This is a genomic window from Pyxidicoccus sp. M6 (assembly GCF_055568925.1).
Genome location: NZ_CM145714.1, coordinates 7,918,063 through 7,943,511, shown reverse-complemented (window position 1 = coordinate 7,943,511; position 25,449 = coordinate 7,918,063). Strand labels below are relative to the sequence as shown.

23 protein-coding genes are annotated in these 25,449 nt (G+C 70.6%); 18 read left to right on the top strand and 5 right to left on the bottom strand.

The window, feature by feature from the left end; genetic code table 11:
* The first annotated feature begins 40 nt into the window (after positions 1-40).
* The 11 genes from hisG to ACVTJA_RS31205 all read left to right on the top strand — a co-directional run bounded on the left by hisG (position 41) and on the right by ACVTJA_RS31205 (position 8,382).
* The gene (gene hisG, locus ACVTJA_RS31255) at positions 41-901 is read left to right on the top strand and encodes an ATP phosphoribosyltransferase (protein ID WP_465825168.1); all 861 of its coding nucleotides are present in this window, start codon (positions 41-43) and stop codon (positions 899-901) included.
* Positions 901-2,211 (top strand): histidinol dehydrogenase, encoded by a 1,311-nt coding sequence (hisD, locus tag ACVTJA_RS31250; RefSeq protein ID WP_465840557.1) that lies wholly within the window; start codon positions 901-903, stop codon positions 2,209-2,211. Before hisG ends, hisD begins: the two co-directional genes overlap by 1 nt.
* Positions 2,208-3,248 carry a pyridoxal phosphate-dependent aminotransferase gene (locus tag ACVTJA_RS31245; protein ID WP_465825167.1) on the top strand — a complete coding sequence of 347 codons (1,041 nt, stop codon included), beginning with the start codon at positions 2,208-2,210 and terminating at the stop codon, positions 3,246-3,248. The genes hisD and ACVTJA_RS31245 overlap by 4 nt, the downstream gene beginning before the upstream one ends.
* Complete coding sequence (gene hisH / locus ACVTJA_RS31240) at positions 3,245-3,838, top strand: imidazole glycerol phosphate synthase subunit HisH (protein WP_465825166.1); 594 nt, start codon at positions 3,245-3,247, stop codon at positions 3,836-3,838. The genes ACVTJA_RS31245 and hisH overlap by 4 nt, the downstream gene beginning before the upstream one ends.
* Positions 3,835-4,551, top strand: coding sequence for a 1-(5-phosphoribosyl)-5-[(5-phosphoribosylamino)methylideneamino]imidazole-4-carboxamide isomerase (locus ACVTJA_RS31235; protein WP_465825165.1), 717 nt, complete (start codon positions 3,835-3,837; stop codon positions 4,549-4,551). Before hisH ends, ACVTJA_RS31235 begins: the two co-directional genes overlap by 4 nt.
* A complete protein-coding gene (locus ACVTJA_RS31230; protein WP_465825164.1) occupies positions 4,548-5,084 on the top strand; it encodes an imidazoleglycerol-phosphate dehydratase in 537 nt (178 codons plus the stop codon). Before ACVTJA_RS31235 ends, ACVTJA_RS31230 begins: the two co-directional genes overlap by 4 nt.
* Positions 5,084-5,845: an imidazole glycerol phosphate synthase subunit HisF gene (gene hisF, locus ACVTJA_RS31225; protein WP_465825163.1), complete on the top strand. Its 762-nt coding sequence runs from the start codon at positions 5,084-5,086 to the stop codon at positions 5,843-5,845. Before ACVTJA_RS31230 ends, hisF begins: the two co-directional genes overlap by 1 nt.
* Entirely contained in the window at positions 5,842-6,624 is a 783-nt protein-coding gene (hisN, locus tag ACVTJA_RS31220; protein WP_465825162.1) for a histidinol-phosphatase, read from the top strand. Before hisF ends, hisN begins: the two co-directional genes overlap by 4 nt.
* Positions 6,621-7,235: a bifunctional phosphoribosyl-AMP cyclohydrolase/phosphoribosyl-ATP diphosphatase HisIE gene (gene hisIE, locus ACVTJA_RS31215; protein WP_465825161.1), complete on the top strand. Its 615-nt coding sequence runs from the start codon at positions 6,621-6,623 to the stop codon at positions 7,233-7,235. The genes hisN and hisIE overlap by 4 nt, the downstream gene beginning before the upstream one ends.
* 68 nt (positions 7,236-7,303) lie before the next feature.
* Positions 7,304-7,651, top strand: a complete 348-nt coding sequence (locus ACVTJA_RS31210; protein WP_465825160.1) for a hypothetical protein — start codon at positions 7,304-7,306, stop codon at positions 7,649-7,651.
* A gap of 281 nt (positions 7,652-7,932) precedes the next feature.
* Positions 7,933-8,382: a DofB protein gene (locus tag ACVTJA_RS31205; protein ID WP_465825159.1), complete on the top strand. Its 450-nt coding sequence runs from the start codon at positions 7,933-7,935 to the stop codon at positions 8,380-8,382.
* 24 nt (positions 8,383-8,406) lie between these two features.
* Here ACVTJA_RS31205 and ACVTJA_RS31200 read toward each other — a convergent pair whose 3' ends face one another.
* Positions 8,407-9,573: a hypothetical protein gene (locus tag ACVTJA_RS31200; RefSeq protein ID WP_465825158.1), complete on the bottom strand. Its 1,167-nt coding sequence runs from the start codon at positions 9,571-9,573 to the stop codon at positions 8,407-8,409.
* Positions 9,574-9,653: 80 nt separating this feature from the next.
* Between ACVTJA_RS31200 and lpdA the strand changes: the two genes are divergently transcribed.
* The gene (gene lpdA / locus ACVTJA_RS31195; RefSeq protein WP_465825157.1) at positions 9,654-11,051 is read left to right on the top strand and encodes a dihydrolipoyl dehydrogenase; all 1,398 of its coding nucleotides are present in this window, start codon (positions 9,654-9,656) and stop codon (positions 11,049-11,051) included.
* A 28-nt stretch (positions 11,052-11,079) separates the two neighbouring features.
* Here lpdA and ACVTJA_RS31190 read toward each other — a convergent pair whose 3' ends face one another.
* Positions 11,080-11,871, bottom strand: coding sequence for a DUF72 domain-containing protein (locus ACVTJA_RS31190; RefSeq protein ID WP_465825156.1), 792 nt, complete (start codon positions 11,869-11,871; stop codon positions 11,080-11,082).
* Positions 11,872-12,047: 176 nt separating this feature from the next.
* On the opposite strand from ACVTJA_RS31190, the gene lipA reads away from it, so the two are divergent.
* The 4 genes from lipA to lipB all read left to right on the top strand — a co-directional run bounded on the left by lipA (position 12,048) and on the right by lipB (position 17,169).
* A complete protein-coding gene (lipA, locus tag ACVTJA_RS31185; protein ID WP_465825155.1) occupies positions 12,048-12,977 on the top strand; it encodes a lipoyl synthase in 930 nt (309 codons plus the stop codon).
* Positions 12,978-13,056: 79 nt separating this feature from the next.
* The gene (locus ACVTJA_RS31180) at positions 13,057-14,340 is read left to right on the top strand and encodes a dihydrolipoamide acetyltransferase family protein (protein ID WP_465825154.1); all 1,284 of its coding nucleotides are present in this window, start codon (positions 13,057-13,059) and stop codon (positions 14,338-14,340) included.
* Between the two features lie 202 nt (positions 14,341-14,542).
* The gene (locus tag ACVTJA_RS31175) at positions 14,543-16,084 is read left to right on the top strand and encodes a ClpX C4-type zinc finger protein (RefSeq protein WP_465825153.1); all 1,542 of its coding nucleotides are present in this window, start codon (positions 14,543-14,545) and stop codon (positions 16,082-16,084) included.
* Positions 16,085-16,086: 2 nt separating this feature from the next.
* Complete coding sequence (gene lipB, locus ACVTJA_RS31170) at positions 16,087-17,169, top strand: lipoyl(octanoyl) transferase LipB (protein WP_465840556.1); 1,083 nt, start codon at positions 16,087-16,089, stop codon at positions 17,167-17,169.
* On the opposite strand, the gene ACVTJA_RS31165 is transcribed toward lipB, so the two are convergent.
* The 3 genes from ACVTJA_RS31165 to ACVTJA_RS31155 all read right to left on the bottom strand — a co-directional run bounded on the left by ACVTJA_RS31165 (position 17,156) and on the right by ACVTJA_RS31155 (position 20,070).
* Positions 17,156-17,989 (bottom strand): MBL fold metallo-hydrolase, encoded by an 834-nt coding sequence (locus ACVTJA_RS31165; protein WP_465825152.1) that lies wholly within the window; start codon positions 17,987-17,989, stop codon positions 17,156-17,158. The two genes, lipB and ACVTJA_RS31165, sit on opposite strands and share 14 nt — an antisense overlap.
* 55 nt (positions 17,990-18,044) lie before the next feature.
* A complete protein-coding gene (gene ribA, locus ACVTJA_RS31160; protein ID WP_465825151.1) occupies positions 18,045-18,719 on the bottom strand; it encodes a GTP cyclohydrolase II in 675 nt (224 codons plus the stop codon).
* A 118-nt stretch (positions 18,720-18,837) separates the two neighbouring features.
* The gene (locus ACVTJA_RS31155) at positions 18,838-20,070 is read right to left on the bottom strand and encodes a molybdopterin molybdotransferase MoeA (RefSeq protein ID WP_465825150.1); all 1,233 of its coding nucleotides are present in this window, start codon (positions 20,068-20,070) and stop codon (positions 18,838-18,840) included.
* Between the two features lie 197 nt (positions 20,071-20,267).
* On the opposite strand from ACVTJA_RS31155, the gene ACVTJA_RS31150 reads away from it, so the two are divergent.
* Positions 20,268-21,674: a protease inhibitor I42 family protein gene (locus ACVTJA_RS31150; protein WP_465825149.1), complete on the top strand. Its 1,407-nt coding sequence runs from the start codon at positions 20,268-20,270 to the stop codon at positions 21,672-21,674.
* Positions 21,675-21,782: 108 nt separating this feature from the next.
* Positions 21,783-25,367: a ribonuclease R gene (rnr, locus tag ACVTJA_RS31145; RefSeq protein ID WP_465825148.1), complete on the top strand. Its 3,585-nt coding sequence runs from the start codon at positions 21,783-21,785 to the stop codon at positions 25,365-25,367.
* Positions 25,368-25,449: the final 82 nt, after the last annotated feature.

Sequence of the window (25,449 nt, the reverse complement as noted above, 5' to 3'; positions counted from 1 at the left end):
CGCGCACTCCTTCCCCCTCGCAGTCCTCGAAGGCCCACCCATGCTGCTGAAGATTGCCCTTCCCAACAAAGGTCGCCTCTCCGAAGAGGTGCGCGAGCTGTTCAACGAAGCGGGCCTGGAGGTGAAGGCCCGCGGAGACCGCGCCCTCACCGCGTCACTGGGCGGCGAGTTCGAAGCCATCTTCGTCCGCGCGCAGGACATCCCCGAGTTCGTCGCCGACGGCGCGGCGCACGCGGGCGTCACCGGGTGGGACCTCGTCAGCGAGGCCGGGCGCGAGCTGGACCACCTGATGGACCTGGAGTTCGGCAAGTGTCGTCTCGTGGTAGCGGCGCGCGAGGAGAGCGGCATCTCCGGCGCGGACGACGTGAAGAACGGCAGCCGCGTGGCGTCCTGCTTCCCGAGGCTGACGCAGTCCTTCTTCGACAAGCGCGGGCAGAAGGTGACGGTGGTGCCGGTGTCGGGCGCGGCGGAGATTGCTCCGCACCTGGGGATTGCGGACATCGTGGTGGACCTGACGTCCACCGGCTCCACGCTGAAGATGAACGGCCTGCGTGAGGTGGCCACGGTGCTGGAGTCCAGCGCGCGGCTGGTGGCCTGCAAGAGCAACACGCCCGACGCGCAGCGCAAGCTGGAGGAGTTGAAGCTGGCGCTGGGCTCGGTGCTGGCGGCGCGCGGCAAGCGCTACCTGATGGCCAACGTGCCGAAGGCCGCGCTGCAGCAGGTGCGCGAGGTGCTGCCCGGCCTCAACGGCCCCACGGTGGTGGACGTGCTGAATGGCGGCAACTTCGTGGCGGTGCACGCGGTGGTGCCGTCGAAGACCATCTACCGCACCGTCAATGCGCTCAAGGCCCTGGGCTGCGAGGGCATCCTCGTCACCCGCATCGAAAGGTTGATGGCGTGATGGACTCCCTCTGCTCTTCCATCCTCAGGTACCGCGGTCCGCTTTCAGCCCTGACCGCGGAGGACCGCCGCCGGTTGTTGAATCGCGTGGGAGGCTCCGATGTGCGCGTGGCCTCGCGGGTGAGCGAGCTCATCTCCCGCGTGCGCGACGACGGAGACCGGGCGCTCTTCGAGATGGCGCGCCAGTTCGACCGCGTGGAGCTCAAGGCGCTGGAGGTTCCGCTCGCGCGCTGCGAGGCGGCGCTGGCGTCCCTGGAGCCCTCCGTGCGCGAGGCGCTGGCCCGCGCGGCGCGCAACATCGCCCGGGCGCACGAGGCGCAGAGGCCGCGCGCCGTCGAAATCGAGACGGAGCCGGGCGTGTGGGTGGGGCGGCGGCCGGACCCGCTGGGACGCGTGGGTGTGTACGCGCCGGGAGGCCGCGCCGTGTACCCCAGCAGCGTGCTGATGGGTGTGGTGCCAGCGAAGGTGGCGGGCGTGGGCGAGGTCATCGTCTGCTCTCCACCGGGGCCGGACGGTTTGCCACACGCGAGCGTGCTGGCCGCGGCGGCGCTGGCGGGCGCGGACCGCGTCTTCGCGCTGGGCGGAGCGGGCGCGGTGGCGGCCATGGCGTACGGCACGGAGAGCGTGCCCCGCGTGGACCGAATCGTCGGTCCGGGCAACGCGTACGTCGCCGAGGCGAAGCTCCAGGTGGTGGGCGCGGTGGCGATTGAAGCCCCGGCCGGCCCGAGCGAAATCCTGGTGATTGCGGACGCCACGTCGAGCCCGGAAGCGGTGGCGCGGGAGATGCTGGCCCAGGCCGAGCACGACCCCGAGGCCGCGTGCGTGACGCTCGCGGTGGGCGAGGTGCACGCGGATGCCATCGCCCGCGCGGTGGAGCGGCTGGCGCACGAGGCGAAGCGCTGGGAAATCGTCACCTCGGCGCTGGGCTCGCGGGGCGCGGTGCTGAGCGTGCAGTCGTTGGAGGAGGCGTGGCCCTTCGCGGCGGACTTCGCGCCGGAGCACCTGCTGCTCGCCACCGCGTCGTCGCAGGCCGACCTGGCGCGCGTGCGCAACGCGGGCACCGTCTTCCTCGGCGAGCGCTCCTCGGTGGCATACGGCGACTACATGACGGGCTCCAACCACGTGCTGCCCACGGCGGGACTGGCCCGCGCGTACTCGGGGCTGAACCTGCTGGACTTCTACCGGTGGACCACGTGGCAGCGCGTGGAGGCTCCGGCGGCGGCGGCGCTGGCGGAGGATGTTGGAGTCCTCGCGGACAGCGAGGGCCTCTTCGCTCACGCGGATGCGGCGCGGGCCTGGAGGCGCCCGTGATTCCCACTCGCGCGTCGTACCGGGACATTCCCCTCTACTCGCCGGCGAAGAAGCCGTGCCGGGTGGACCTGAGCGACAACACCAACCTCTTCGGCACACCGCCAGCGGCGGAGCGCATGCTGCGCTCGGCCACGTTGCGCGCCGTGTCGGCGTATCCGGCGGGCTACTCGCCGGACCTGCGCCGCGCGGTGGCCGCGTACGCCGGGGTGACGCCGGAGGCGGTGACGACGAACTGCGGCTCGGACGGCATCATCGACAGCGCCGTTCGCGCCTTCCTGGAGCCGGGCGAGACGCTCGCCTTCATGGACCCCACGTTCGTCATGGTGCCGCTGTACTCGAAGATGAACGGGGTGAAGGCCGCGCCGGTGCCGCTGCGCGCGGACTGCGACATCGACGCGGACGCTCTGCTGGCCACGGGCGCGAAGGTCATCTACCTGTGCGCGCCCAACAACCCCACCGGCACGGCGCTGTCTCGCGCGGCGGTGGAGCGGGTGGTGGAGCGTGCGCCCGGGCTCGTCATCATCGACGAGGCCTATGTGGACTTCGCGTCCGGGCCCGGCTTCCTGGACCTGGCGCGCTCACGGCCCAACGTGCTGGTGACGCGGACGTTCTCCAAGGCGTACGGACTGGCGGGCATGCGCGTGGGTTGGGCCGTGGGAGCTCCCGCGCTGGTGGCCGAGGTGGAGAAGGCGCGGGGGCCGTACATGCTCACCGCGCTCTCGGAGGCCATGGCCACCGCGGTGCTCACCGAGGATGGCGAGTGGGTGAAGGCCCGCGCGCGCGAGGCGGTGGCGAACCGCGAGCGGCTGCGCGGTGAGTTGATGGAGCTGGGCCTGCGCCCGCTTCCGTCGGAGGCCAACTTCCTGATGGTGCCGCTGCCGGGCGCGGCGAAGGTGGCGGAGCGGATGCGGGAGCGGGACGTGAATGTGCGGGCCTTCCAGGGGCTCACCGGGGTGGGGGATGCGCTCCGGATTGGCAGTGCCCCCTGGCCCCTTCTGGAGACGGCGCTGGCGGCGCTGCGGGAGTCACTGCGATGAGAGTCACCTTGTTCGACTACGGAGCGGGCAACCTGCACTCGCTGGCCAAGGCGCTGGCCACGGTGGAGGGTACGGAGGTGCGCATCCAGGAGGACCCGGTGCGCGCGCTGGACACGGACGTGCTGGTGCTGCCGGGTGTGGGCGCCTTCGGTGCGTCGGCGGCGCGGCTGGAGCCAGGGCGTCAGGCGATGCGCGACGCGCTGGAGCAGGGCCTTCCGTGCCTGGGCATCTGCCTGGGCATGCAGTTGCTCTTCGACAGCAGCGAGGAGGGCGCGGGCGCGGGCCTGGGCTACTTCTCCGGCAAGGTGACGAAGCTCGCCTCGCGGCGTGTACCGGAGATTGGCTGGAACACGGTGGAGGGAGACCGCACGCTGCAGGGCGCGAAGCTGGACACGGTGTACTACGCGCACAGCTACGTCTGCCGAGCGACGGATGCGTCCATCGTCACCGGCTGGACGACGCACGAGGAAGACCGCTTCCCCGCGGCGGTGCGCAGGGGGAACGTGGTGGGCGTGCAGTTCCACCCGGAGAAGTCTTCCTTGGCGGGCGTGGCCTTCGTGCAGGCCTTCCTGAAGGAGGTGTCGCCGTGATTGCCATCCCCGCAATCGACCTCCGTGAAGGCGCGTGCGTGCAGCTCGTCGGTGGCTCATACGACGCGGAGAAGGTGCGCGTGAATGACCCGCTGGACGCGCTGAGGAAGTGGCGCTCCTTCGGCTTCCGCACCTTCCACGTGGTGGACCTGGACGCGGCCTTGGGCAAGGGCTCCAACGCGGACGCCATCTTCCGTCTCACGTCTCATGAGCGCGGCCTGACCTTCACGGTGGGCGGCGGCGTGCGCGACTCGAACCGGGTGGAGGCCTTGCTCGAAGGCGGTGCGTCCTCGGTCGTCGTGGGCACGCGCGCCATCGAAGACACCGCGTGGCTGTCGGAGGTCGCCAACCGTTTCCCGAACCGGGTGGTGGTGGCCGCCGACGTGAAGGGCCGCGAGGTGGTGACGCGCGGCTGGACGGCGGGCAGCGCGCGGGACATCCGCGATGTGCTCGCGGCACTCGAGCCGCTGCCACTCGCTGGACTGCTGGCGACGGCGGTGCACAAGGAAGGGCAGCTCTCCGGCGTGGACCTGCCGCTGATGCAGGAGGTGGCGCGCACCAGCCGTCACCGGCTCTACGCCTCGGGCGGAGTGACGACGCTGGAAGACCTCCGAGCGCTCGCCGAGGCCGGTGCCTACGGAGCGGTCATCGGCATGGCGCTGTACACGGGCAGGCTGGACGCGCGCGCGGTCGCGCAGGAGTTCGCGGGATGACCACCGTCATTCGGGAAACGAAGGAGACGAAGATCCAGGTCGAGCTGTCCCTCGGGAAGGGCGTCACCCAGGTGGACACGGGCCTGAAGTTCTTCGACCACATGCTGTCCACCTTCGCGCGCTACGCCGGGCTGGACCTGAAGCTGCACGCGCGCGGAGACCTCACGCACCACCTCATGGAGGACGTGGCCATTACCCTGGGCACGGCGGTGCAGAAGGTCATTCCCGCCACGGCCGCGCGCTTCGCGGAGCGGACCATCCCCATGGACGACGCGCTGGTGCAGGCGTGCCTGGATGCGGGCGGCCGCTTCTACTACCAGGGCCCGCTGAAGAACCGGCTGTACGAGCACTTCATGCGCTCGTTCAGCGAGCACGCGAAGGTGACGCTGCACCTGCGTGTGCTGCGCGGCAAGGACAGCCACCACGCGACGGAGGCCGCCTTCAAGGCGCTGGGCCTCGCGCTGCGGGATGCGATGGTGGATTCGGGGACGGTGTTCAGCATGAAGGGCTCCGTGGCCCTGGAGGTGAAGTGATGCTCACGCGGCGACTCATCGTCTGCCTGGACGTGAAGGGCGGGCGCGTGGTGAAGGGCGTGCAGTTCGAAGGCCTGCGCGACGTGGGCGACCCGGTGGAGCTCGCCCGGCGCTACGAGCAGGAGGGCGCGGACGAGGTGACCTTCCTGGACATCTCCGCGAGCGCCGAGGAGCGCGGCACGCTCTGGGATTTGGTGCAGCGCACCGCGGAACGACTGTTCATTCCGCTCACCGTCGGCGGCGGCGTGCGCACGGCGGACGACGTGGGCCGGGCCCTGCGCGCGGGCGCGGACAAGGTGAGCATCAACTCGGCGGCGGTGACCAACCCCGCGCTGCTCACGGCTTGCGCGGAGCGCTTCGGCGCGCAGTGCGTCGTCGCGAGCATCGACGCCAAGAGGGAGGACGGGCGCTGGCGCGTCTACACCCACGGCGGCCGCAAGCCCACGGACCTGGACGCGGTGGCCTGGGCCCGCGAGTGCGTGGCGCGCGGGGCAGGGGAGGTGCTGCTCACCAGCATCGACCGGGACGGGGCTCGCAGCGGCTATGACCTGGAGCTGACACGCGCGGTGGCGGACGCGGTGGATGTGCCCGTCATCGCCTCGGGCGGAGCGGGCAGCGCGGCGCACGTACGGGACGCGCTGAAGCAGGGCGGCGCGGACGCGGCGCTGGTGGCCGGCATCCTCCACGACGGCGTCACGACGGTGGGAGCCATCAAGTCGCTCCTCCGCGAGGATGGCGTGCACGTGCGGAGCACGACATGAATGACAGACAGGCACTGATGCAGGCGGCGGCGGAGGTGGCGCGGAAGTCCGGCGACGTGGCGCTCGGCTTCTTCCGGGGCGGCATCGCCGTGGACACCAAGTCGGACGGCACGCCGGTGACGGTGGCGGACCGGACGGCCGAGCAGGCGGCCCGCGACTGGATTTCTGCCCGCTTCCCAGAGGACGGCATCCTCGGCGAGGAGTTCGGCGAGACGCGGCCGGGCGCGGAGCGGCGTTGGATTCTGGACCCCATCGACGGCACGAAGACGTTCATCCGGGGCGTGCCGCTGTGGGGCACGCTGGTGGCGGTGGCCAAGGGCGAGCGCATCCTCGCGGGCGCCGCGTACTTCCCCGCGGTGGGCGAATTGCTCGTGGCCGCGCCGGGCCAGGGCTGCTTCTGGAATGACAAGCCCGCGCGCGTCTCCAACCAGTCGGAGCTGTCGAAGGCGGTGGTGCTGTCCACCGACGAGCGCTTCCCCCTGCACCCGGAGCGGGGCGAGGCCTGGCGCGCGCTCGCGAAGGAGGCGGCCATGGACCGCACCTGGGGCGACTGCTACGGCTACCTGCTCGTGGCCACGGGCCGTGCGGAGGTGATGGTGGACGAGGTGCTGTCGCCCTGGGACGCGGCGGCGCTGCAGCCCATCATCGAGGAGGCGGGCGGCGTCTTCACCGACTGGACGGGGAAGCAGACCTCCTTCGGCGGCAACTGCATCGCCACCAATGGCGCGCTGGCCAGGGTGGTGCGTGAGCGGCTCGGCGCGACGGGAGTGGTGCGATGACGGCGGTGACGTTGGACGTGGACCGGCTCGACTTCCAGAAGGGCAACGGCCTGGTGACGGTGGTGACGCAGGACGCGAGCACCGGGGACGTGCTGATGGTGGCGCACGCGGACCGCGAGGCGCTCGAACGCACGCTGGCCACCGGGGAGATGCACTACCGCTCGCGCACGCGGGGCCTGTGGCACAAGGGCGCCACCAGCGGGAACGTGCAGCGCGTGGTGTCGCTCAGCGCGGACTGCGACGGAGACGCGGTGCTGGCGCGCGTGGCGAAGGCCGGCCCCGCCTGCCACACGGGCGAGGAGACCTGCTTCGGCCCCGGGCGCTGGGACGCGCTCGCCGCGCTCGACGCCACCATCGCCCGCCGCGCCACCCAGGCCCCCGCCGAGGGCGAGAAGCCGAGCTACACGCGCCGGCTGCTCGACGACCGCAACCTGCGCCTCAAGAAGATTGGAGAGGAGGCCGCGGAATTGGTGACGGCGTGCGCGGACAAGGACAGGGAGCGCGCCGTGGAGGAGGCGGCGGACGTGCTCTACCACCTGCTCGTCGCGGTGAAGCCGCTGGGCCTCACGTTGGAGGACGTGAAGGCTGTCCTCGCCCGCCGCGCGCGCTGAAGCGCCCGTCAGGACAGTGGTCATGCGCGCCGCGCGTGCATACCTGCACACGCAGGAGGAAGTCACGCATGGCCGCGAAGGCAAAGAAGGTGGCGAAGACCGCCGCGAAGAAGAAGGTGGTGAAGCCCTCCCGCCGCAAGACGCACCTGGCGGGGCGCGTTGCGAAGGACTCGGCGGAGCTGAAGGCGCAGCGCAAGAAGAAGGACTCGAGGAAGACGGGCGTGCGCAAGACGCGCAAGCAGCGCGACGTGAAGCGCCAGGGCACGGCTTCGCGCTCCGTCAGCAAGAGCCCGCGCCGCGCCTCCGCCAAGAAGGAGGTGCGCCGCGCCCGCAAGCCGTCGTCCGCGACGATGACGCCCGCGCCCGCCGACGCGGGCATGCCGGCGGGCCTGCCCACCGTGGAGCACCTGGGCTGACGGATCAGCGCTCCCTCGGGCGCGCTCGCTCATGTTTCCGGGGTCGGGGCTTTCATGCCTTCCTGAGACCTGGAGGGCCATCAGGGGCAGTGTCGGCCTCGACCCGGACGGTTTTGTACGCCAGGACTGCAGCGCAACAGCATCACTGCCACTCAATGTGGATCAGGGTGGGTGCCCACTCTCTTCATTGGCTGGAGTGTTCCTGCTACACATTCGGGCGCGCGGCGAAGTGGAGATCGCCGGCCGGGCGCTTGCAAACCGTCCGCCTCACCGGAGGCATCGTGAACGGCCCCACCTACAAGGCTGAAATCATCGACCGCGTCATCTTCACTCGCTGGCCGAATCCTCCGACGAAGGAGGACGTCACGACGATCCTGTCGCAGATGCAGGACGCGGCGAAGCGGCTCGGTTCCAACCTCATCTACGTTGGCTCGGTGAGCCCCAAGTCGAAGGTGCCGGACGCGCAGGAGCGCGCGGTGCTCAACCAGTTCCTCCTCGACGCGCGCCGCACCTGTGTGGAGCAGGCGTGGCTCATCTACGAGGGCACGGACCTGCAGCACAACCTCCAGCGCGTCATCATCTCCGGCGTGCTCATCCTCACGCGCACCTTCGACAACTTCCTGTCGGTGGCCAAGTCCGGTGACTCCATCATCAAGGACGTCAGCGCGGTGCTGAAGAAGGACGCCGCGCCCATCTTCGGCATGGCGAAGGAGAAGGGCCTCCTGGGCTGAAGGAGGCCCCCTCGGCGCCGGCCTTCACCGCGCGCCGACGATTTCCAATTCCTTCACCTCCATGCCCGCGCGCTCCGGGAAGACGCTCACCGCGTCCACGTCGAGCAGCGGCACGGTGGGCTTGCAGACCTCCCACTGGCCCGTGCCACGGAAGTGGCACACGGTGGGATTGACGAAGGAATAGTCACCTTCGGGCTCCTGCAATCCCACGCCTTTCGGCGTCCGCACGATGGCCCGCAGCGAGCCTGGACCGGTGGCGCGGATCCGCAGCGATGCGAGGTGCTTCAGCCCGGGCGTGTAGCTGGCGCGCAGGGCCCCGTCCCGGGCCCACGTCTTCGGCGGTGCGGCGTTGCTCACCACGACGCCGGTGTTGACGTCCTTGTCGAAGGCCTGCCGCCCGGGCTCGGCGCCCGTTACCTGATCCGGATCGATTGCCTTCGTCTCCACGGTGGAGGCGGAGACGAGCGCCACCAGCTTCGGCGCCTCCTGGAGCCCCTGGTGCGCGGCGGCGGCTCGCAGCACCGCCTCCGGCAGGAGCCCCGCCTTCGCGCACACGGGCGCCAACTCGGACACCACCGCACGCACGGCGTCGGTGACGGGAGCGCCGGACTGCGCGGCCGGCGCGAGCCCCAACCGGACGAGCGAGTCACAGGCCGCCACCGTGCCTTCCTTTCCGGCATGCTCGATGCTCCAGCTCAGCTCCCCCCGCGTGGCCGCGGTGGGCACCGGGCCCACGGCTCCCTCCAGGAGGGCCTGGGCCACGCGCTGGGCACAGGCGTTGTTGGCGGTCGGGCAGCGCTCACACAACGAGGCGAGCAGCCCCCGCAGGGGCGCCTCCTCTCCGGCCGCGAGGGGCGAGCGCACGGCCAGAGCGGGGCCGAGCTCGCAGGCGCGCGCCGGAAGCGCGGGGCAGGCATCCAGCGTCTTGCGCGCCTGGTCCACGGCCCGTGCATCCTGGGGGGCACGCAGGGCACCATCGAGGGCGCGCTCCAGGGCGCGACACTCCGGAGAGGCCACCGTGAGGCCGGGGGAGGGCGGGGCGGCGGGCGTTGCTTTGCCAGCCGCGTCACGGGCGCGCTCCTCCGTCTGCGCACCGGACGGTGCCTCGCGGTGCGTCACCCAGTAGAGGCGGGCAAAAGCAGCCAGCGCCAGAAGCATCAGCAGAAGCGTACGCAGGGGAAAGCGGCGCAAGAGCAAACTCCTTGATTCCAACCGGGACCGGGGGTTATCAGCCCCCCCGGGTTCCATCCGCAATAGTTACGGAGGCGTGCGTGGCTGAGACGTTCGACGTGGTGATCATCGGTTCGGGCCCTGGCGGCTACGTGGGAGCCATCCGCGCGGGTCAGCTCGGGCTGAAGACGGCCATCATCGAGAAGGACAAGAAACTGGGCGGCACCTGCCTCCACCGCGGCTGCATTCCCACCAAGTCCCTCCTGTGGACCGCGGAGCTCTTCCACCACGTCAAGGAAGCCGGAATGTTCGGCATCGACGTGGCCAGCCCGACCATCAACTGGGCCAACGCCATGGCCCACAAGAACAAGGTGGTCTCCAAGGGCGCGGGCGGCATCGACTTCCTGATGAAGAAGAACAAGGTGACCGTGGTCAAGGGCCATGGCCGCATTGCCGGCAAGGGCAAGGTGGAGGTCACCGCCGAGGATGGCTCCAAGCAGGTCCTCGAGGCGAAGAACATCATCATCGCCACCGGCTCGGTGCCCAAGTCCCTGCCGAACGTCCCGGTGGACCACAAGCGCGTGCTCAACAGCGACTCCATCCTGGAGATCGACCGCATCCCCAAGAGCATCATCGTCCTGGGCGCGGGCGCGGTGGGCTGCGAGTTCGCCTCCGTGTTCAACCACGTGGGCAGCAAGACCTCGATTGTCGAGTACATGCCGGCGCTGCTGCCCATCGAGGACGCGGACATCTCCAAGGAGCTGGAGAAGCTCTTCCGCCGCCGCGGCATCGACGTGCACACCGGCTCGGCGGTGGAGAAGGTGGAGCACACGGCGGACGGCGTTCGCGTCACCATGAAGGTGGGCAACGAGACGAAGACGCTCGAGGCCGAAATCCTCCTCTCCGCGGTGGGCCGCGCGCCCGTCACCGAGGACGTGGGCCTGCACCTGACCAGCATCAAGCCGGAGCGCGGCTTCATCAAGGTCGACTCGATGATGCGCACCACTGAGCCCAACGTGTACGCGGTGGGTGACGTGATTCCGACGCCGATGCTCGCGCACATGGCCAGCTCCGAGTGCGTGGTGGCGGTGGAGCACATCGCCGGGAAGAACCCGCAGCCCATCAACTACGACCTGACGCCGTCCGCGACGTACTGCTACCCCGAGGTCGCCTCGGTGGGCCTGACGGAGAAGAAGGCGAAGGAGCGTGGCTACGACGTGAAGTTCACCATCGCCCCCTTCGGCGCGGTGACCAAGTCGGCCATCTCCAACGAGTCCGTCGGCTTCATCAAGGTCATCTCCGACAAGAAGTACGACGAGGTGCTCGGCGTGCACCTCATCGGCCCGCACGCCACCGAGCTGCTGGCCGAGGCGTGCGTCGCGCTGAAGCTCGAAATCACCACCGAGGAGCTGGCGAACACCATCCACGCGCACCCGACGCTCTCCGAAATCATGCACGAGGGCGCCGAGGCCACGCTGGGCCACCCGCGCCACTTCTAGTCGCGGCGGGCTCACCTCCGTGAGTCGGTCAGGCCGTCCCGGGCTCCACGCCCGCGGGCGGCCTTTCCATTTCCGGAGGCACGTGCACCGGCACGTCGAGCAGTTCCGCCAGGTCGAACGCGTCCAGCAGCGCGTGCCCGTGCAAGTCGTTGTTGAAGTAGACCCACGCGCCGTGGCCGCGCGCCCGCCACGCCTTCAAGTCCCTGGCCACGGGCTTCAGTGCATCGCGCCCGTAGCGCCCGGCATAGCGGCTGCCCGCGCCGTGGAAGCGCAGGTAGCGGAAGAGGGCGGTGGGACTTGGCGCGGGCTCCGGGGCCTGGACGAGGTCGTGCTCGCACAGCGCGGCCTTGTGGCGGCGGAGCACGTCCAGCACCTCCGGGTGGAACCAGGCGGGGTGGCGGAACTCGATGACCTGCTGCACGCCCGCGGGCTGCGCGTCCAGGAAGCGTGACAGGCGCTCCGGGTCCGGCTTCGTCATGTGCGGCGGCAACTGCCAGAGGACAGGGCCCAGCTTGCGGCCCAGGCGCAGCACCGGTGTGTAGTAGCGCTCCAGGCCCTCTCCCACGTCGGACAGGCGCTTCATGTGCGTGAGGAAGCGGCTGCCCTTGCACGCGAAGCGAAAGCCCGGAGGCACCGCGTCGCGCCAGCCGTCCACGGCCTGCGCGGTGGGCAGCCGGTAGAAGGTGGCGTTGAGCTCCACCGTCGTGAAGACCTGGGCGTAGCGGGGGAGCCACCGGCTGGCCGGCAGGCCGGTGGGGTAGAGCAGTCCCTTCCAGTGCTTGTAGACGTACCCGCTGGTGCCGAGGTGGATGACGGCCATGCCCACAGCCTGGGCATCCGTGCGCAGCGGTGCTTCCCCCGCTCGGGCTGCCCGCCTGGCGGCAGCGCATTAGTAGGGAGACGACAACAGGGAAGCTGCTGGCACGGGCTAACGCCTCGCGTTAGAGGCTTCCCGCTTGAACGTCTTTCGTCCAACCCATAGAAGGCGCGCGACTCATGGCGACTCCCGACCGGTTCCCTCTTCCCCAGGTGACTGAGACCACCCGCAAGCCGGAGTGGCTCAAGGTCCGTTTGCCGCACGGCGAGGGCTACGAACGGGTCAAAGCGATTGTGAAGCGGACGAAGCTGGCCACCGTGTGCGAGGAGGCCCGCTGCCCGAACATCGCCGAGTGCTGGGGCGGAGGCACCGCCACCGTCATGCTGATGGGCGAGGTCTGCACGCGCGCCTGCCGCTTCTGCCACGTGAAGGTGGGCGCGCCCCCACCGCTGGACCCGATGGAGCCCATCCATCTGGCCCAGGCGGTGAAGGAGATGGACCTCGAGTACATCGTCGTCACGTCCGTGAATCGCGATGACAGGCCGGACGGCGGCGCCAGCCACTTCGCGTCCGCCATCCGCGAGCTGCGCAAGGAGAGCCCGAAGACCATCGTCGAGGTGCTCATCCCCGACTTCAAGGGCGTGGAGAAGGACCTGACCACGGTGGCCGAGGCGAAGCCGCACGTCGTCGCCCACAACGTGGAGACGGTGGAGCGCCTCACGCCCACGGTGCGCGACCGCCGCGCCACCTACCGCCAGTCGTTGAAGGTGTTGGAGTACCTGAAGAACCGTCCCGAGGGCCTCTACACCAAGACGTCCATCATGGTGGGCCTGGGCGAGACGGACGCGGAGCTGGAGCAGACCTTCAAGGACTTGCGCGGCGTGGGCGTGGACGTGCTGACGCTGGGCCAGTACCTCCAGCCGTCCCAGTACCACCTGCGCGTGGAGCGCTTCATCACGCCCGCGCAGTTCGAGGCGTACAAGTCGCTGGCCGAGTCGTACGGCTTCCTCTACGTGGCCTCGGGCCCGCTGGTGCGCAGCAGCTACCGCGCGGCCGAGTTCTTCATGAAGGGGCTCATGGAGCGCGAGCGCCTCGAGCGTCTCGGCTGACCCGGGCATGGCCACCATGGGCGAGACCTTTCGATTCGTGGCTTGACGCACCCCCTGTTCCTCTCTGAAAGACGACCCCATGGCGATCTTCGAATTCAAGCTCCCCGACCTCGGTGAAGGCGTGATGGAAGGCGAGCTGGTGAAGTGGCACGTGAAGGAAGGCGACGCCGTCAAGGAAGACCAGGTGCTCGCCGAGGTCATGACGGACAAGGCCACCGTCACGGTCCCCAGCCCCAAGGCGGGCCGTGTCGTGAAGACGCACGGCAAGGAAGGGGACATGGCGAAGGTGCACCAGCTCCTCGTCACCCTGGAGATCGAGGGCGCGGCGCCGGCCGAGGCCGCGGGCCACGGTGCGCACGGCGCGGCGGCGGCTCCGGCGGCGGCTCCCGCGACCGCGGCGGCCATCGCGGCGGCGGCCGCTGGCAATGGCGCGGCGGCTCCGGCTCCGGCCACCAAGGTGCTGGCCACGCCCGTCACCCGGCGCATGGCGCGCGAGCACGGGCTGGATCTGGCGACCATCCCCGGCTCGGGTCCGCAGGGCCGCGTGACGAAGGCGGATGTGAAGGCCGCGCTGGAGGGTGGCGCTCAGAAGAACGTGGTGGCGCCTGCCGCGCAGCAGGCGCGTCCCGCCGCTCCGCCGGTGTCCGCTGGCCGCGCGGACGAGCGCGTTCCGCTGCGGGGGCTGCGCAAGAAGATCGCCGAGAAGATGGTGCGCTCGAAGTTCACGATGCCGCACTTCGCCTTCGTGGAGGAGGTGGACGCCACGGAGCTCGTCGCCCTGCGCGCGCGGCTGAACAAGCAGCTCGCGTCGGCGGGTGAGAACATCAAGCTCAACTACCTGCCGTTCATCATCAAGGCGACCATCGCGGCGCTGAAGAAGTTCCCGCACCTCAACGCGAACTTCGACGAGGCCACGCAGGAGCTGGTGGTGCGCGGCGAGTACAACATCGGCATGGCGGTGGCGACGCCGGACGGCCTCACCGTGGCGGTGGTGAAGGACGCGGACCGCCTGACGCTGGCCGAGCTGGCGCAGGAGACGGCCCGCCTGGGCGTCGCCGCGCGCGAGCGGAAGCTGAAGATGGAGGAGCTGACCGGCGGCACCTTCACGATTACGTCGCTGGGCCAGAGCGGTGGCCTGTTCGCCACGCCCATCATCAACCACCCCGAGGTGGGCATCATGGGCGTGCACAAGCTGAAGCAGCGCCCGGCGGTGAAGGACGGCCAGGTGGTGGTGCGCGACATGATGAACCTGTCGCTGTCGTGCGACCACCGCGTCATCGACGGCTCGGTGGCGGCGGACTTCGTGTACGAGGTCATCAAGTACCTGGAGAAGCCGGACCTGCTGTTCCTGGCCATGTCGTGAGTTGAGGGACAGGGCAGCCCGCTCTCCGCGCAAGTGGATGGAGCGGGCGCGCTGTCGTCCGAGGCGCCGGTGGTGCTGCCACTGGCGTCGATGTTCGAAGGGGCGTGCATGGCCGGCCGCCCTGGCTCCTGGCCGGGCAGCGCTCGGAGTTCCTCGCCATGCCGGGAGGCCGCGCGACGGTCGCCGGAGGCGGTTAGTCTCCATGCGTATGTCCGAGAATCCTCGCGACCTCATCCGTGCCGCGCAGTCCGCCGAGCTGCAAGGGGACTTGAAGCGCGCCGTGGACTGCCTCACGCGGGCGGCGGAGCTGTACCAGAAGGCCGGCAATGCACCGCGTGCGCTGCAGCTCTTGCGACATGCGCGCAAGCTGGACGGTAGCCGGGTGGACATCGCGGAAGCGGTGAGCCGGCTGGAGTGGAATCCGGAGACCCTGCTCGCGCGCCCGCGTTCCGGTGACGACGAGGACTCGCGGCTCGCGCTGGAGTTGGATCGCTCTCTCGACGAGGAGCCCTTGCCGGAGCTGGCCCGCAGGCAGCGGCTCATCGAGGACGCGCTGCGCGAGGCCACTGTACGCACGGGCGATGACAACGAGGACGCGCCGAAGGACGGCAAGGCGTGGGTCATCGATACCGAGGTGGCGGAGGACATGCAGCGGCTGGAAGCCCAGCTCGCGCGTGTGGCCGCGACCGTGGATGCGGAGACGGTGGCGCGCGCGGGTGGGGTCCCGGAGACGGAGCTCAGCGGGCCTCGTCCGGGTTTTGTTCAGAGTGAGACATCTCCGGAGCCTCACTCGTCACCACCGGCCGAAGACGCGAGCCCCGATGCGCCCATCCGGCGCAGGCGCGAGAAGCGGCTCATCGAACGCGGCCCCACGCGAGCGGACGCGGCGCTGGATGCGTGGTGCTCCTTCTGCTGCCGCCCCAAATCCGAGGTCGGCGACCTGGTCGCGGGCCCCACGGGCTCGTTCATCTGCGCGGGCTGTCTGTCGGAATCCGTGGCCCTGCTCGGAGATGTCGCCACCTCCCAGGCTCCCGCGCGCCAGCGTCCCGTGGAGCCGCCCGGCGCCTTCATGGAAATGGTGGGCCAGGCCGAGGCCCAGGCCCTGTTGGAGCGCTCCCTGCAGACCGGCGCGCGGTGCCTGCTCGCGGTCGGCCCCGAAGGCAGCGGCAAGTCCGTCTGGTTCCAGCAGCTCCATCGGCAGGGACGGGGAGTGCTCGCCTCCCTCTCCGCGCTGGAGCAGTCCTCCACGCCGCAGCCCCTCCTCATCGAGGACGTGGACCGCATGGCCCCCGAGGCCCATGCGAGCCTCGCCGCGTTCCTCTCCCGTCATCCGCGTCACACGGTGGTCCTGAGCGCTCGGGGGCTCTGTCCGGATGCGCGCGGCCCCGTGCTGCGCAATGACTTGGGCACGCTGCCCGTGCCCACCACCTCAGCGCTCTCGAACGCCGTGCGAGGCACCGTGCCCGTCAGCCTCCTGGAGCACGTACACGTCCTGCTCCCCCTGCACGCGCCCACGCAGGCCGAGCTCATCGAGATTGCCCGGAAGCGCCTGGCCCTGCGTGAGCCGGCGGTCTCCCTCTCGGACGACGTGCTCCACGCCTTCGCCGAGGAGGCCGCCCGCTCGCCGCGCTCCGGCCACGAACTGCATGCGCTCCTCAACCGGGTGCCCGCTGGCGCATGGAGCCTGGACAACACGGTGAGGTCAGCCGCTCCGCGCAAGGGCCGTCGGAAGGGGGGCGCATGAGCATGAACCGCATCACCGTCTACCGGCTCGGCCTCGTGGAGTACGGCGACGGCCTGAACCTGATGCGCCTCTTCGCCGAGTCACGCCGCCAGGGTCTCTCCGGCGATGTGCTGCTCCTCCTGGAGCACCCGCCCGTCCTCACCCTGGGCCGCGCCGCGAAGCGGGAGAACATCGTCGCCAGCGACGAGCGCCTCGCCGCCGAGGGCGTGACGGTCTTCGAGACCAACCGTGGAGGCGACGTCACGTACCACGGGCCCGGACAGCTCGTGGGCTACCCCATCTTCCTCCTCCCGCCCGAGCGCCACGACGTGCGCCGCTACGTGCGCGACGTGGAGCGCTCCGTCATGCAGGTGCTCGCGAAGTGGGGCATCACCGCGGGCCCCATCCCCAAGTGGCCCGGCGTCTGGATTGGCGAGGAGGGCTCACCCGACGCGAGGAAGGTCGCCGCCATCGGCGTGCACCTGTCGCGCTGGCTCACCACGCACGGCTTCGCGCTCAATGTGAATACGCGCCTGGAGCACTTCCAGCTCATCGTCCCCTGCGGCATCCGCGAGGCCGGCGTCACCTCCATGCAGCGTGAGCTGCGGCAGCCCATCCCCATGGCGGAAGTCGAGGACGCCATCGCCGACAGCTTCTGCACTGTCTTCGACAGCGAGCGCGTCGACGCATCACCGCCCATGAGGACGGTCAGCATCGCCGTGGTGCGAGGCCGGGGCGCGGAGGCGCAGGTGCTGCTCGTGCGTCGCAAGCCGGAGCGCGGCGGCTTCTGGCAGGTGCTCACCGGCCGCCTGGAGCCCGGTGAGACGCCCGCGCAGGCCGCCGCCCGCGAGCTGGAAGAAGAGACGGGGTTGCGCCTGACGCCGGTGGACCTGCACTACCGCCACGCCTTCGCGCTCGGCGAAATCCTCCCGCCGAAGCTGGTGGAGGAGAACGGCTTCGCCGTGCACTGCGCTCCGGATGCCCGGGTGCGCCTGGGCCCCGAGCACGACGCCTGCGAATGGGTGGACGTCCCCACGGCCATGGAGCGGCTGCACTTCGAGGGCCTGCGCGAGACGGTGAAGCGCGCGGTCGCTACTTCAGCGTGAGGACCATCGACTCCTTGGCGGCAATCGCCTCGGGGCGGTGCTTGCGCACCTGACGCAGCAGCTTGTCCATGGCCGCGTCGTCGCGCCCCGGGTCATGGTGGAAGAGCACCAGCGTCTTCACCTGGGACGCGTCCGCCGCGCGCACCGCGGCCTGCCACGTGGAGTGCCCCCAGCCCGTGCGGGCCGGCCCGTTGCGGCCGAGGTACTCGTCATCCGTGTACATCGAGTCGTAGATGAGCAGGTCCGCCCCGCGAGCGAACTCGAACAGGGCCGGGTCCAGCGTCGTGCTGCCGTGCTCCACGTCCGTGGCGTACACCACCGAGCGGCCCTCGCAGTCCACCCGGTAGCCCAGGTTGCCGCCCGGGTGGTTCAGCTCCAGCATGCTCACCTTCGCCGGGCCGATCTCCAGGGTCTCCGTCGGTGACAAGTCCCTGTAGGTGAGCTGCGCCCGGAACGTGCCTTCCGCCGTCACCGGGAAGTAGGGCTGCACCATCTGCCCGCCCAGAATCTGCTTCACCGTCTGCCCGTTGCGGGGCGAGCCGTACACGGTGAAGGTGCTCGTCGGCACGAAGATGGGGCCGAAGAAGGGCAGCCCCTGCAGGTGGTCGTAGTGGTAGTGCGAGATGAAGATGGAGCCCCGCACCGGCTTCCTCTCCGCCAGCAGCGAGTCCCCCAGGGCCCGCGCTCCCGAGCCCAGGTCGAAGATGAGCAGCTCGTCCCCGCAGCGGATCTCCACGCACGGCGTGTTGCCGCCATAGCGCTTCGTCTGCGGGCCGGGCGAGGGGATGGATCCGCGCACGCCCCAGAAGCGAACTTCCATGGGTACGCGGGATGGCTTGCGCGCAACGGCGTTGCGCCGTCGCGCGGGCGGCTTCTCAGCCGGCTTGGGCTTCCGTGTCGTCGTCCTCGGCGAAGAGCTCAATCAGGTGCCCCGTACGCTCGCGCTTCGTCCTCAAATAGTCGACGTTATGCGGATTGTGCTCGGTCCGGGAAGGGATTCGGCGCCGGACGGGGACTCCCTCCTCGACCATGCCCGCAATCTTCAACGGGTTGTTGGTGATGAGGTCCACCGAGCGGACGTCCAGGTTCCGGAGCATCTCCGCCGCGATGTCGTAGGTGCGTAGATCATCCGCGAAGCCCAGCTGCCTGTTGGCCTCGTAGGTGTCCAGGCCCTTGGCCTGCAGGGCGTACGCCTTGATCTTGTTCCCCAGGCCAATCCCCCGGCCTTCCTGGCGGAGGTACAGAACGACCCCCAGGCCTCCCTGGGTGATGAAGTCCAGCGCCCGGTCCAGCTGCTGCCGGCAGTCGCACTTGAGGCTGCCGAAGACCTCGCTCGTCAGGCACTCGGAGTGGATCCGCACCGGCACCCCCTCCATGCCCTTCACCTCCCCCACGACGAGGGCCACGTGCTCACGGCCGTTGCGCTTGTCGCGGAAGACAATGGTCCTCAGGGTGCCGCGCGCCGTGGGGACGTCCGCCTCCGAGAACCGCTCGAGGTGCTGCGTGGGCTTACGGGTCGGAAGGACCTGGGGTGAGCGAGTATCCGACATTTCGAATCGTCTCCGGGTGCAGGACCCCTGTTTGGAGCCCCCACGGTCGCAAGTCAAGGCAGCCTCAACGCTTTTCCATACCGTCGGCCTTTAGATGCGGCAGGCCGCCGTTCGTTACTCAGGCCCCCCAGGAGAGCGGAAGCAATTCCACGGGGTCCCCATGAGCCAGGCTTTTGGCCTCCTGGGGAAAATGCAGCAGATGCGTCGCCGCCGCCGCCGACCTCAGCACCCCCGAGGTCTGGGTGGCCAGGGGACGCGCCCAGAGGCCGCCCTCCCTCCAAGCGGCCGTGACGCGGACGAAGTGGGCCAGGCCAGGGGGCTTGGACAGGCGGCCGTCCAGGCGCCCCGGCACCCGCACGGGCTCCACGTCGGCGTGTCCCAGCAGCCGGCGCAGGGCGGGGCGGACGAACAGCTCGAATGACACCAGCGATGAGGTCGGGTTGCCGGGCAGCCCGAAGAAGAGGGTGCCGCCGCGCCGGCCCACCACCAGCGGCTTGCCGGGCTTGATGGCCACGCGCCAGAAGTGCTGCTCCACGCCGAGGGCGGCCAGCACCTCCTTCACGTAGTCCTTCTCGCCCACGGACACGCCCGCGCTGGTGAGCACCACGTCGAAGCCGTCCACCCGGGACAGGGCCGCCTCCACCGAGTCGCGTGTGTCCCGGGCGATGCCCAGCAACACCGGCACGCCGCCCGCCCGCCGCACCGCCAGCGCCAGCGACGGGGCGTTGGTGTCGACGATTCGGCCCTGGGGGGGCTCGTCGGCGCGGCACAGCTCGTCGCCGGTGGAGAGGATGGCCACCCGGGGCGCGCGCGGCACCGGCGCGGACAGCTGGCCCTGGGCCCAGAGCAGCCCCAGCTCGGGGATGCCCAGCGGCGTCCCCCGGGGCAGCAGCACCTGGCCCTCCCGGGCATCCTCGCCTCGGGGCCGGACGAAGCTGCCGGGGCCCACCGCCTCCAGGATGTCCACCTGATCAGCCCCTCCGTCGGGCACCGGGCGGGTGCGCTCGCGCATCACCACCGCGTCGGCGCCGGGGGGCAGGGGGGCCCCCGTCATGATTCGCGCGCACGTGCCGGGCTTCACCTCCTGCTTCGGCGAGGCCCCGGCGTAGACGGTCTCCCCCACCACGAGCCGCACCGGCAGCGGCCCCGCCAGGTCCGCGCTGCGCACCGCGTAGCCGTCCATGGCCGAGTTGTCCCAGGGGGGCAGGGTGCGCTGCGCCGTCACGTCGTCGGCCAGGGTGCGGCCCAGGGCGTTTTCCAGGGGCACCCACTCGGCGGGCAGCGGGGTGGCCAGGACCAGGACCTGGGCGCGAGCCTCCTCGACGGACAGCAATGTGGCGGCGTCGTTCATGCCCGGCTTATAGCCATGGTTGGAGCCCCTGGCTTGGCCCCGCGTCGCGGACAAAGTCCGTGAGAAAATCAAGTGTTAGTTTGACAGCCCCACTGATCACCATTACAAGCAATCGTGATCGCGAGGCTTGCCTGCCCCCTTGGGTCGGCCCGCCAACCCGTTGAAAGGACACGGGAACTCTCAAGGAGACTGCGTCGATGGCCAAGCCCAAGTCCGGGGCCAAGAAGACGACTCCCGCTGGCAAGGCTGGCGCAAAGCCCGCTGCGAAGAAGGACAACACCGCCCGGCTGGATCTGATCAAGAACGCTTCCAAGCGCGTGGCGAAGGCTGCGACGAAACTGGTGAAGGCGGCGTCTGAAGTGACCAAGGGAGCCAAGAGCGCGGCGAAGAAGGCCGCACCAGAGAAGGCCGCACCGGAGAAAACCCCAGAGGAGAAGGCTCCGAAGGCCGCTGCCGCCAAGGCGCCCGCCGCGAAGAAGGCGGCGGCTGTTCCGGCCACGGCCAAGGCCGCTGCCCCCGCCAAGGCGCCCGCCGCGAAGGCCGCGGGTGGCAAGGCGGCCGCGAAGTCGGGTGGCGCCGCGCAGGTGCCCGCCACTCCGGCCGCGGACCGCCCGCGCCCGCGCGCCACCAAGCTTCCGCCCCCAGGCGAGCCGCTCACCAAGCGTGAGATGGAGCAGCTGCTCACCGCCGGCGAGGGCCGCGGCGTCATGGGCGAGGGCAGCCTCAAGGGCCGCCTCGTGCTCGTGAACGAGATGCCGCACCTCGTGGTGGTGGGGCGCGACAAGCGCGAGCTGACCTTCCTCCTGCAGGGGCCGGATCAGGAAGTGCTGCCAGCCTACGTGGACCACAAGGTCTCCGTCAGCGGGCTGATCCGCAAGACGACCAACCACGGCGGCGTGGTGGACGTGCGCAAGTACTCGGCGAAGAAGCCGGAGGCCGAGGTCGTGGAGGCGCCCCCCGCGGAGACGGAGCCGCGCCTGCGCTACCTGTCCCCCGGCGAGGTCTCCATGGTGACGGCGGCCGGCATGGGCGCGGGCATCAAGGGCTTCGCGTCCATCCGCGGCAACCTCGAGATGACGGGCGAGGAGTTCGTCCTCGTGGTGTCCAACGGCGGCACCCGCCAGCAGGTGTCCTTCATCCTCGAGGGCAAGGCCGCCACCAAGGCGCTGCGCAAGAACGTGGGCCACACGCTCCAGATTCAGGGCGTGGTGGACAAGACGTCCGGCTGGGGCGGCCGCATCGCCGCCGAGTCGGTGGAGCCGCGTCCCTCCGAGGCCCGCGCCGTCTCCCGCGACGAGATGGAGCTGGTCCACATCGAGGGCGAGGTGCCCACGTCCGTGGACGTGAAGCTCAACCACGGCCTCACCGTGCGGCTGCCGGAGCAGCCCGGCTACACGTGGGCCATCGAGCCCACGGTGGCCAAGCGCGTGGGCCTGCGCGAGGCCAACTTCGAGCCCGGTCCCAACGGCGGACCGGCCACCCGCGAGTTCTTCTTCACGCCCCGCAACCCGGGCACCTTCGAGGTCGAGTTCTTCCTGGCCAAGGCGCTGACCCCTGCCCAGGTGGACCGCTCGTTCAAGATCAACGTCACGGTCAAGCCCTGAGGGGCGTCGCCCGGAGCAGGCTCCGGGAGGCGGCCGGCCGCCGGGGGGTTCCCGTCCGGTCCATCCGGGCTTACCCGTTCCCGTAGCGGCCGAGCCGCGACACCACCCGTGAGCCTCTCTCCAGACCAACTCAAGCAGATCCTCGCAGACGCCGACCACCCGCTGGGCATCAAGGAGCTCCTCCGGCTCGCCGGCCTGCACCCCGGACAACAGACCGAGCTGAAGCGCGCGCTGCGCGAGCTCGTCCGCAAGGGGGCCATCCTCAAGGAAGGCAAGCGCTTCCTCCCCATGGAGGCCCCCGCACCGGAGCGGCGCCATGACGGAGGGGAGCAGGAGCTTCCGCCGAGCCCGTGGAGCGGCAAGGGCCCCGGGGCCGCGCGTCCGGAGTGGAGTGAGCGCGAGCAGCGCCCGTTCCGTGGCCCCCAGGGGCGCGAACACCCGTCGGGCCAGGGCTTCCAGGAGCGGCCGGGCCAGGACTCCGGGCGCCACCGCGAGCAGCGCGGCGGGCGTGGCCGCGAGCGCCGGGGCTCCTTCGGTCAGGAGTCCGCCCGGGGCGGTGGCTTCCGGCGGGGCGGCGGCGCGGAGCGCTTCGCTCCGCGCGGACGCCGGGGCTTCGAGGGCGAGGAATTGAACACGGTGGAGGGCATCCTCCACGTCCACCGCGACGGCTACGGCTTCGTGCACCCGGTGTCCGGCGAGGGGGAGAACATCTTCCTGCCGCCGGGCGAGGCGCAGCGGGCGCTCGACAATGACCGGGTGGTGGTGGAGGTCAGTGGCCGCCCCGGGCGCTTCGAGGGCCGGCTGGTGCACGTGGTGGACCGCCGCCGCGAGCTGGCGGTGGGCACCTACGTGGAGCAGGGCCGCCACGCGGTGGTGTACCCCACGGACACGAGCCTTCCGGGCCCCATCCGCGTCCCCTTCACGCAGATGGCGCAGGAGGGGGACCTGGTGAAGGTGCGGCTCGGCGTGGGCGCGCACCTGCTGGACCCGAGCCGTGGTCTCTTCGGCGAGGTGGCCGGCTCGCTCGGCAAGCCCGGAGAGCCGAGCGCCGAGGTGCTGGGCACCGCCTTCTCGCAGGGCTTCTCCGACGAGTTCCCTCCCGAGGCGATGGACGAGGCGGACCGCTACGCGGTGACGGTGACGGAGGAGGAGGCGCGCGGCGAGGGCCGGCGTGACTTGCGCTCCATGCCGCTCATCACCATCGACGGCGAGGACGCGCGCGACTTCGACGACGCCGTCTACACCGAGCCGCACGGGGACGGGTGGCGGCTGGTGGTGGCCATTGCCGATGTGTCCCACTACGTGCGCCGGGGCAGTGCGCTGGACGCGGAGGCGCTGCGGCGCGCCACGTCCGTGTACCTGCCGGACCGCGTGCTGCCCATGCTTCCGGAGCGGCTGAGCAACGGCATCTGCTCGCTGCGGCCGGATGAAGACCGGCTGTGCATGGTGGCGGACATGACGTTCGACCGCCACGGCCAGCGTCGCTCGTACGAGCTGTACCCGGCGGTGATGCGCAGCGCCGCGCGGTGCACGTACAACGAGGTGCAGGACGTCCTCGACGGCAAGGACGTGCCGCACCGCAATGCCTTCAAGCCGCACTTCGAGCAGCTCATGGCGCTGGCGCGCGCGCTGATGAAGATGCGCAAGGAGCGCGGCGCCATCGACTTCGACCTGCCCGAGCACAAGGTGATGCTGGGCAAGGACGGCCTGCCGCTGCGCATGGAGAAGCGCGAGCGGAAGGACAGTCACCGACTGATTGAAGAATGCATGCTCGCCGCCAACGAGGCGGTGGCGCGCTTCTTCCAGGACGAGGGCCTGCCCACGGTGTACCGGTTCCACGGCGAGCCGGACCCGGAGAAGCTGGCCACGTTCGCCGCGCTGGCGGAGGCGTATGGCTTCAAGCTGCGCTTCGAGGACGGCGTGCCCTCGAAGGAGCTGGACGCATTCATCAGCCAGCTCGCGGGCCACCCGGAGCAGCGGGCGCTGAACCAGCTCCTGCTGCGCTCCATGATGCAGGCCATCTACACGGCGTCGCGCGTGGGGCACTACGGCCTGGCGGCGGAGCACTACCTGCACTTCACCTCGCCGATTCGCCGCTATCCGGACCTGCTGGTGCACCGGCTGTTGAAGGCGCACTGGGCTCGGCACGGACGGAAGCCCTCGCAGGCCATGCTGGAGCGAGAGGAGGCCCAGCTCGAGGACATGGCCGTGCAGTGCTCGGAGCGCGAGCGCGCGGCCATGCAGGTGGAGCGAGAGGTGGTGTCCTTCTACGCGTGCCTGCTGATGAAGGACCGCGTGGGCGAGGAGTTCGCCGCGACGGTGGCGGCGATTACCGACTTCGGCTTCTTCGTCGAACTGGACGAGGCGCACGTGGAAGGGCTCGTGAAGGCGGAGACGCTGGGTCCGGGCGCGAAGCTGGACAAGCAGACGCACGCGCTGGTGTACGCCCACGGGCGCCGCGTGCGCGTGGGACAGAAGCTGCGCGTGCGGCTCCAGTCCGTGAATGTGACGGCGCGGAAGATGGACTTCGAGGCGCTCCAGTTCGAGGGCGAGGCCGTGCTGGCCCGCGTCGAGAGGGCCGGCCCGCACCGCCGCCGCGAGTGGGAGGCCGAGGCGCCGAGAGGCCACGGCCGCGAGCGGGCAGGACGTCCGGGCCGCCGTGAGCGCGAGGCCGCCGCGGCGCAGGGCCACCAGGAGGAGCCGGCTCGCGCGGGCCCACGCGGACGCTTCGTGCGAGAGGGCCGCCGCGAGGAGGCCGCACCGGCGCGCGCCGGCTCCCGGTTCCAGCGCACGTGGAAGGACGCGGAGCCGCAGCGGCCCGCTGCTTCCACCGGGCCGACGAAGGGGCCGAAGCGGAGGATGTTCGTCCGGCCGGAATTGCCCGCGTCGGAGGCCGAGGCGCTGCCGCAGGCATCCCAAGCTCCCGAGGCGGGAGTGGGCCAGGAGGCACGGGAGGAGCCGGGCCTCCAGGCGTGGGAGATGCCCGCGCAGGGCGCTGGTGACGAAGCCACGAGGTCGCCGCATCCGGGCTTCGACCGTCTCCGCGCGCTGGCGTCGCAGCACAAGGGGGGCAGGCCGGAGGCACGAGGCGCGGCCCACCACCCCAAGCACGGTACGAAGAAGCCCGGAAGGGAGCAGCGGCAGCAGCCCGGCCCCGGGCCTCGCTTCCCCGCGCCCCGGCCCCGGCCCGAGACGCCGGCCTTCGATTGGGAGACCGCCGAGTCGCGACCCGAAGCGTCCGAGACGCCGGCCGTCACGCCCGGAGAGCGCCAGGCCGCCTTCGCGCCGCCTGCCGAGGAGACGGGCCCGGGTGTCTCCGTGCGGCCCGCCGCCGAGGCCCCGCCGTCCGCGCCCGCCGAGCACGCGGCTCCGGAGCGTGTGCCCACCGAGCCTGAGCAGGTGAGCGCCGCGCCCGAGGCGGTGCCCTCCGCCCGCGAGGAGGTGGAGGCCGCCCCCGCGCGAGGCCCGAAACGGAAGGCAGCAGGCAAGAAGGCCGTGGGGAAGAAGCGCGCGCCCGCGAAGAAGAAGCCCGCTGCCAAGGCCCCCACGAAGGCGGCGAAAAAGGCTCCAAAGAAGGCGGCGAAGCCGGCGCGGGGAGCGAAGACCGCGAAGCCGGCGAAGGCCCGTGCCGTGAAGAGCGCGAAGCCTCGGCCCGCCGCGAAGAAGAAGTCACCGGGGCGCAAGAAACGCTGACGTCGTCCACGAGCCGCTGGCGTTCTCCGCCAGCGGCACGGACCTCATCCGCGAAGCTGAATGACCTGCCTTCCCGGTTGGA

Excerpts from the sequence above, each read along its gene's own strand:
- hisIE (WP_465825161.1), top strand. The coding sequence starts at position 6,621 with ATGACGGCGGTGACGTTGGACGTGGACCGGCTCGACTTCCAGAAGGGC.
- ACVTJA_RS31165 (WP_465825152.1), bottom strand. The coding sequence starts at position 17,989 with ATGGAAGTTCGCTTCTGGGGCGTGCGCGGATCCATCCCCTCGCCCGGC.
- hisH (WP_465825166.1), top strand. The coding sequence starts at position 3,245 with ATGAGAGTCACCTTGTTCGACTACGGAGCGGGCAACCTGCACTCGCTG.
- ACVTJA_RS31155 (WP_465825150.1), bottom strand. The coding sequence starts at position 20,070 with ATGAACGACGCCGCCACATTGCTGTCCGTCGAGGAGGCTCGCGCCCAG.
- ACVTJA_RS31190 (WP_465825156.1), bottom strand. The coding sequence starts at position 11,871 with ATGGCCGTCATCCACCTCGGCACCAGCGGGTACGTCTACAAGCACTGG.
- ACVTJA_RS31210 (WP_465825160.1), top strand. The coding sequence starts at position 7,304 with ATGGCCGCGAAGGCAAAGAAGGTGGCGAAGACCGCCGCGAAGAAGAAG.
- ACVTJA_RS31230 (WP_465825164.1), top strand. The coding sequence starts at position 4,548 with ATGACCACCGTCATTCGGGAAACGAAGGAGACGAAGATCCAGGTCGAG.
- hisN (WP_465825162.1), top strand. The coding sequence starts at position 5,842 with ATGAATGACAGACAGGCACTGATGCAGGCGGCGGCGGAGGTGGCGCGG.
- lipA (WP_465825155.1), top strand. The coding sequence starts at position 12,048 with ATGGCGACTCCCGACCGGTTCCCTCTTCCCCAGGTGACTGAGACCACC.
- ACVTJA_RS31150 (WP_465825149.1), top strand. The coding sequence starts at position 20,268 with ATGGCCAAGCCCAAGTCCGGGGCCAAGAAGACGACTCCCGCTGGCAAG.
- ACVTJA_RS31175 (WP_465825153.1), top strand. The coding sequence starts at position 14,543 with ATGCGTATGTCCGAGAATCCTCGCGACCTCATCCGTGCCGCGCAGTCC.
- hisD (WP_465840557.1), top strand. The coding sequence starts at position 901 with ATGGACTCCCTCTGCTCTTCCATCCTCAGGTACCGCGGTCCGCTTTCA.
- hisF (WP_465825163.1), top strand. The coding sequence starts at position 5,084 with ATGCTCACGCGGCGACTCATCGTCTGCCTGGACGTGAAGGGCGGGCGC.
- ACVTJA_RS31180 (WP_465825154.1), top strand. The coding sequence starts at position 13,057 with ATGGCGATCTTCGAATTCAAGCTCCCCGACCTCGGTGAAGGCGTGATG.
- hisG (WP_465825168.1), top strand. The coding sequence starts at position 41 with ATGCTGCTGAAGATTGCCCTTCCCAACAAAGGTCGCCTCTCCGAAGAG.
- lipB (WP_465840556.1), top strand. The coding sequence starts at position 16,087 with ATGAACCGCATCACCGTCTACCGGCTCGGCCTCGTGGAGTACGGCGAC.
- ribA (WP_465825151.1), bottom strand. The coding sequence starts at position 18,719 with ATGTCGGATACTCGCTCACCCCAGGTCCTTCCGACCCGTAAGCCCACG.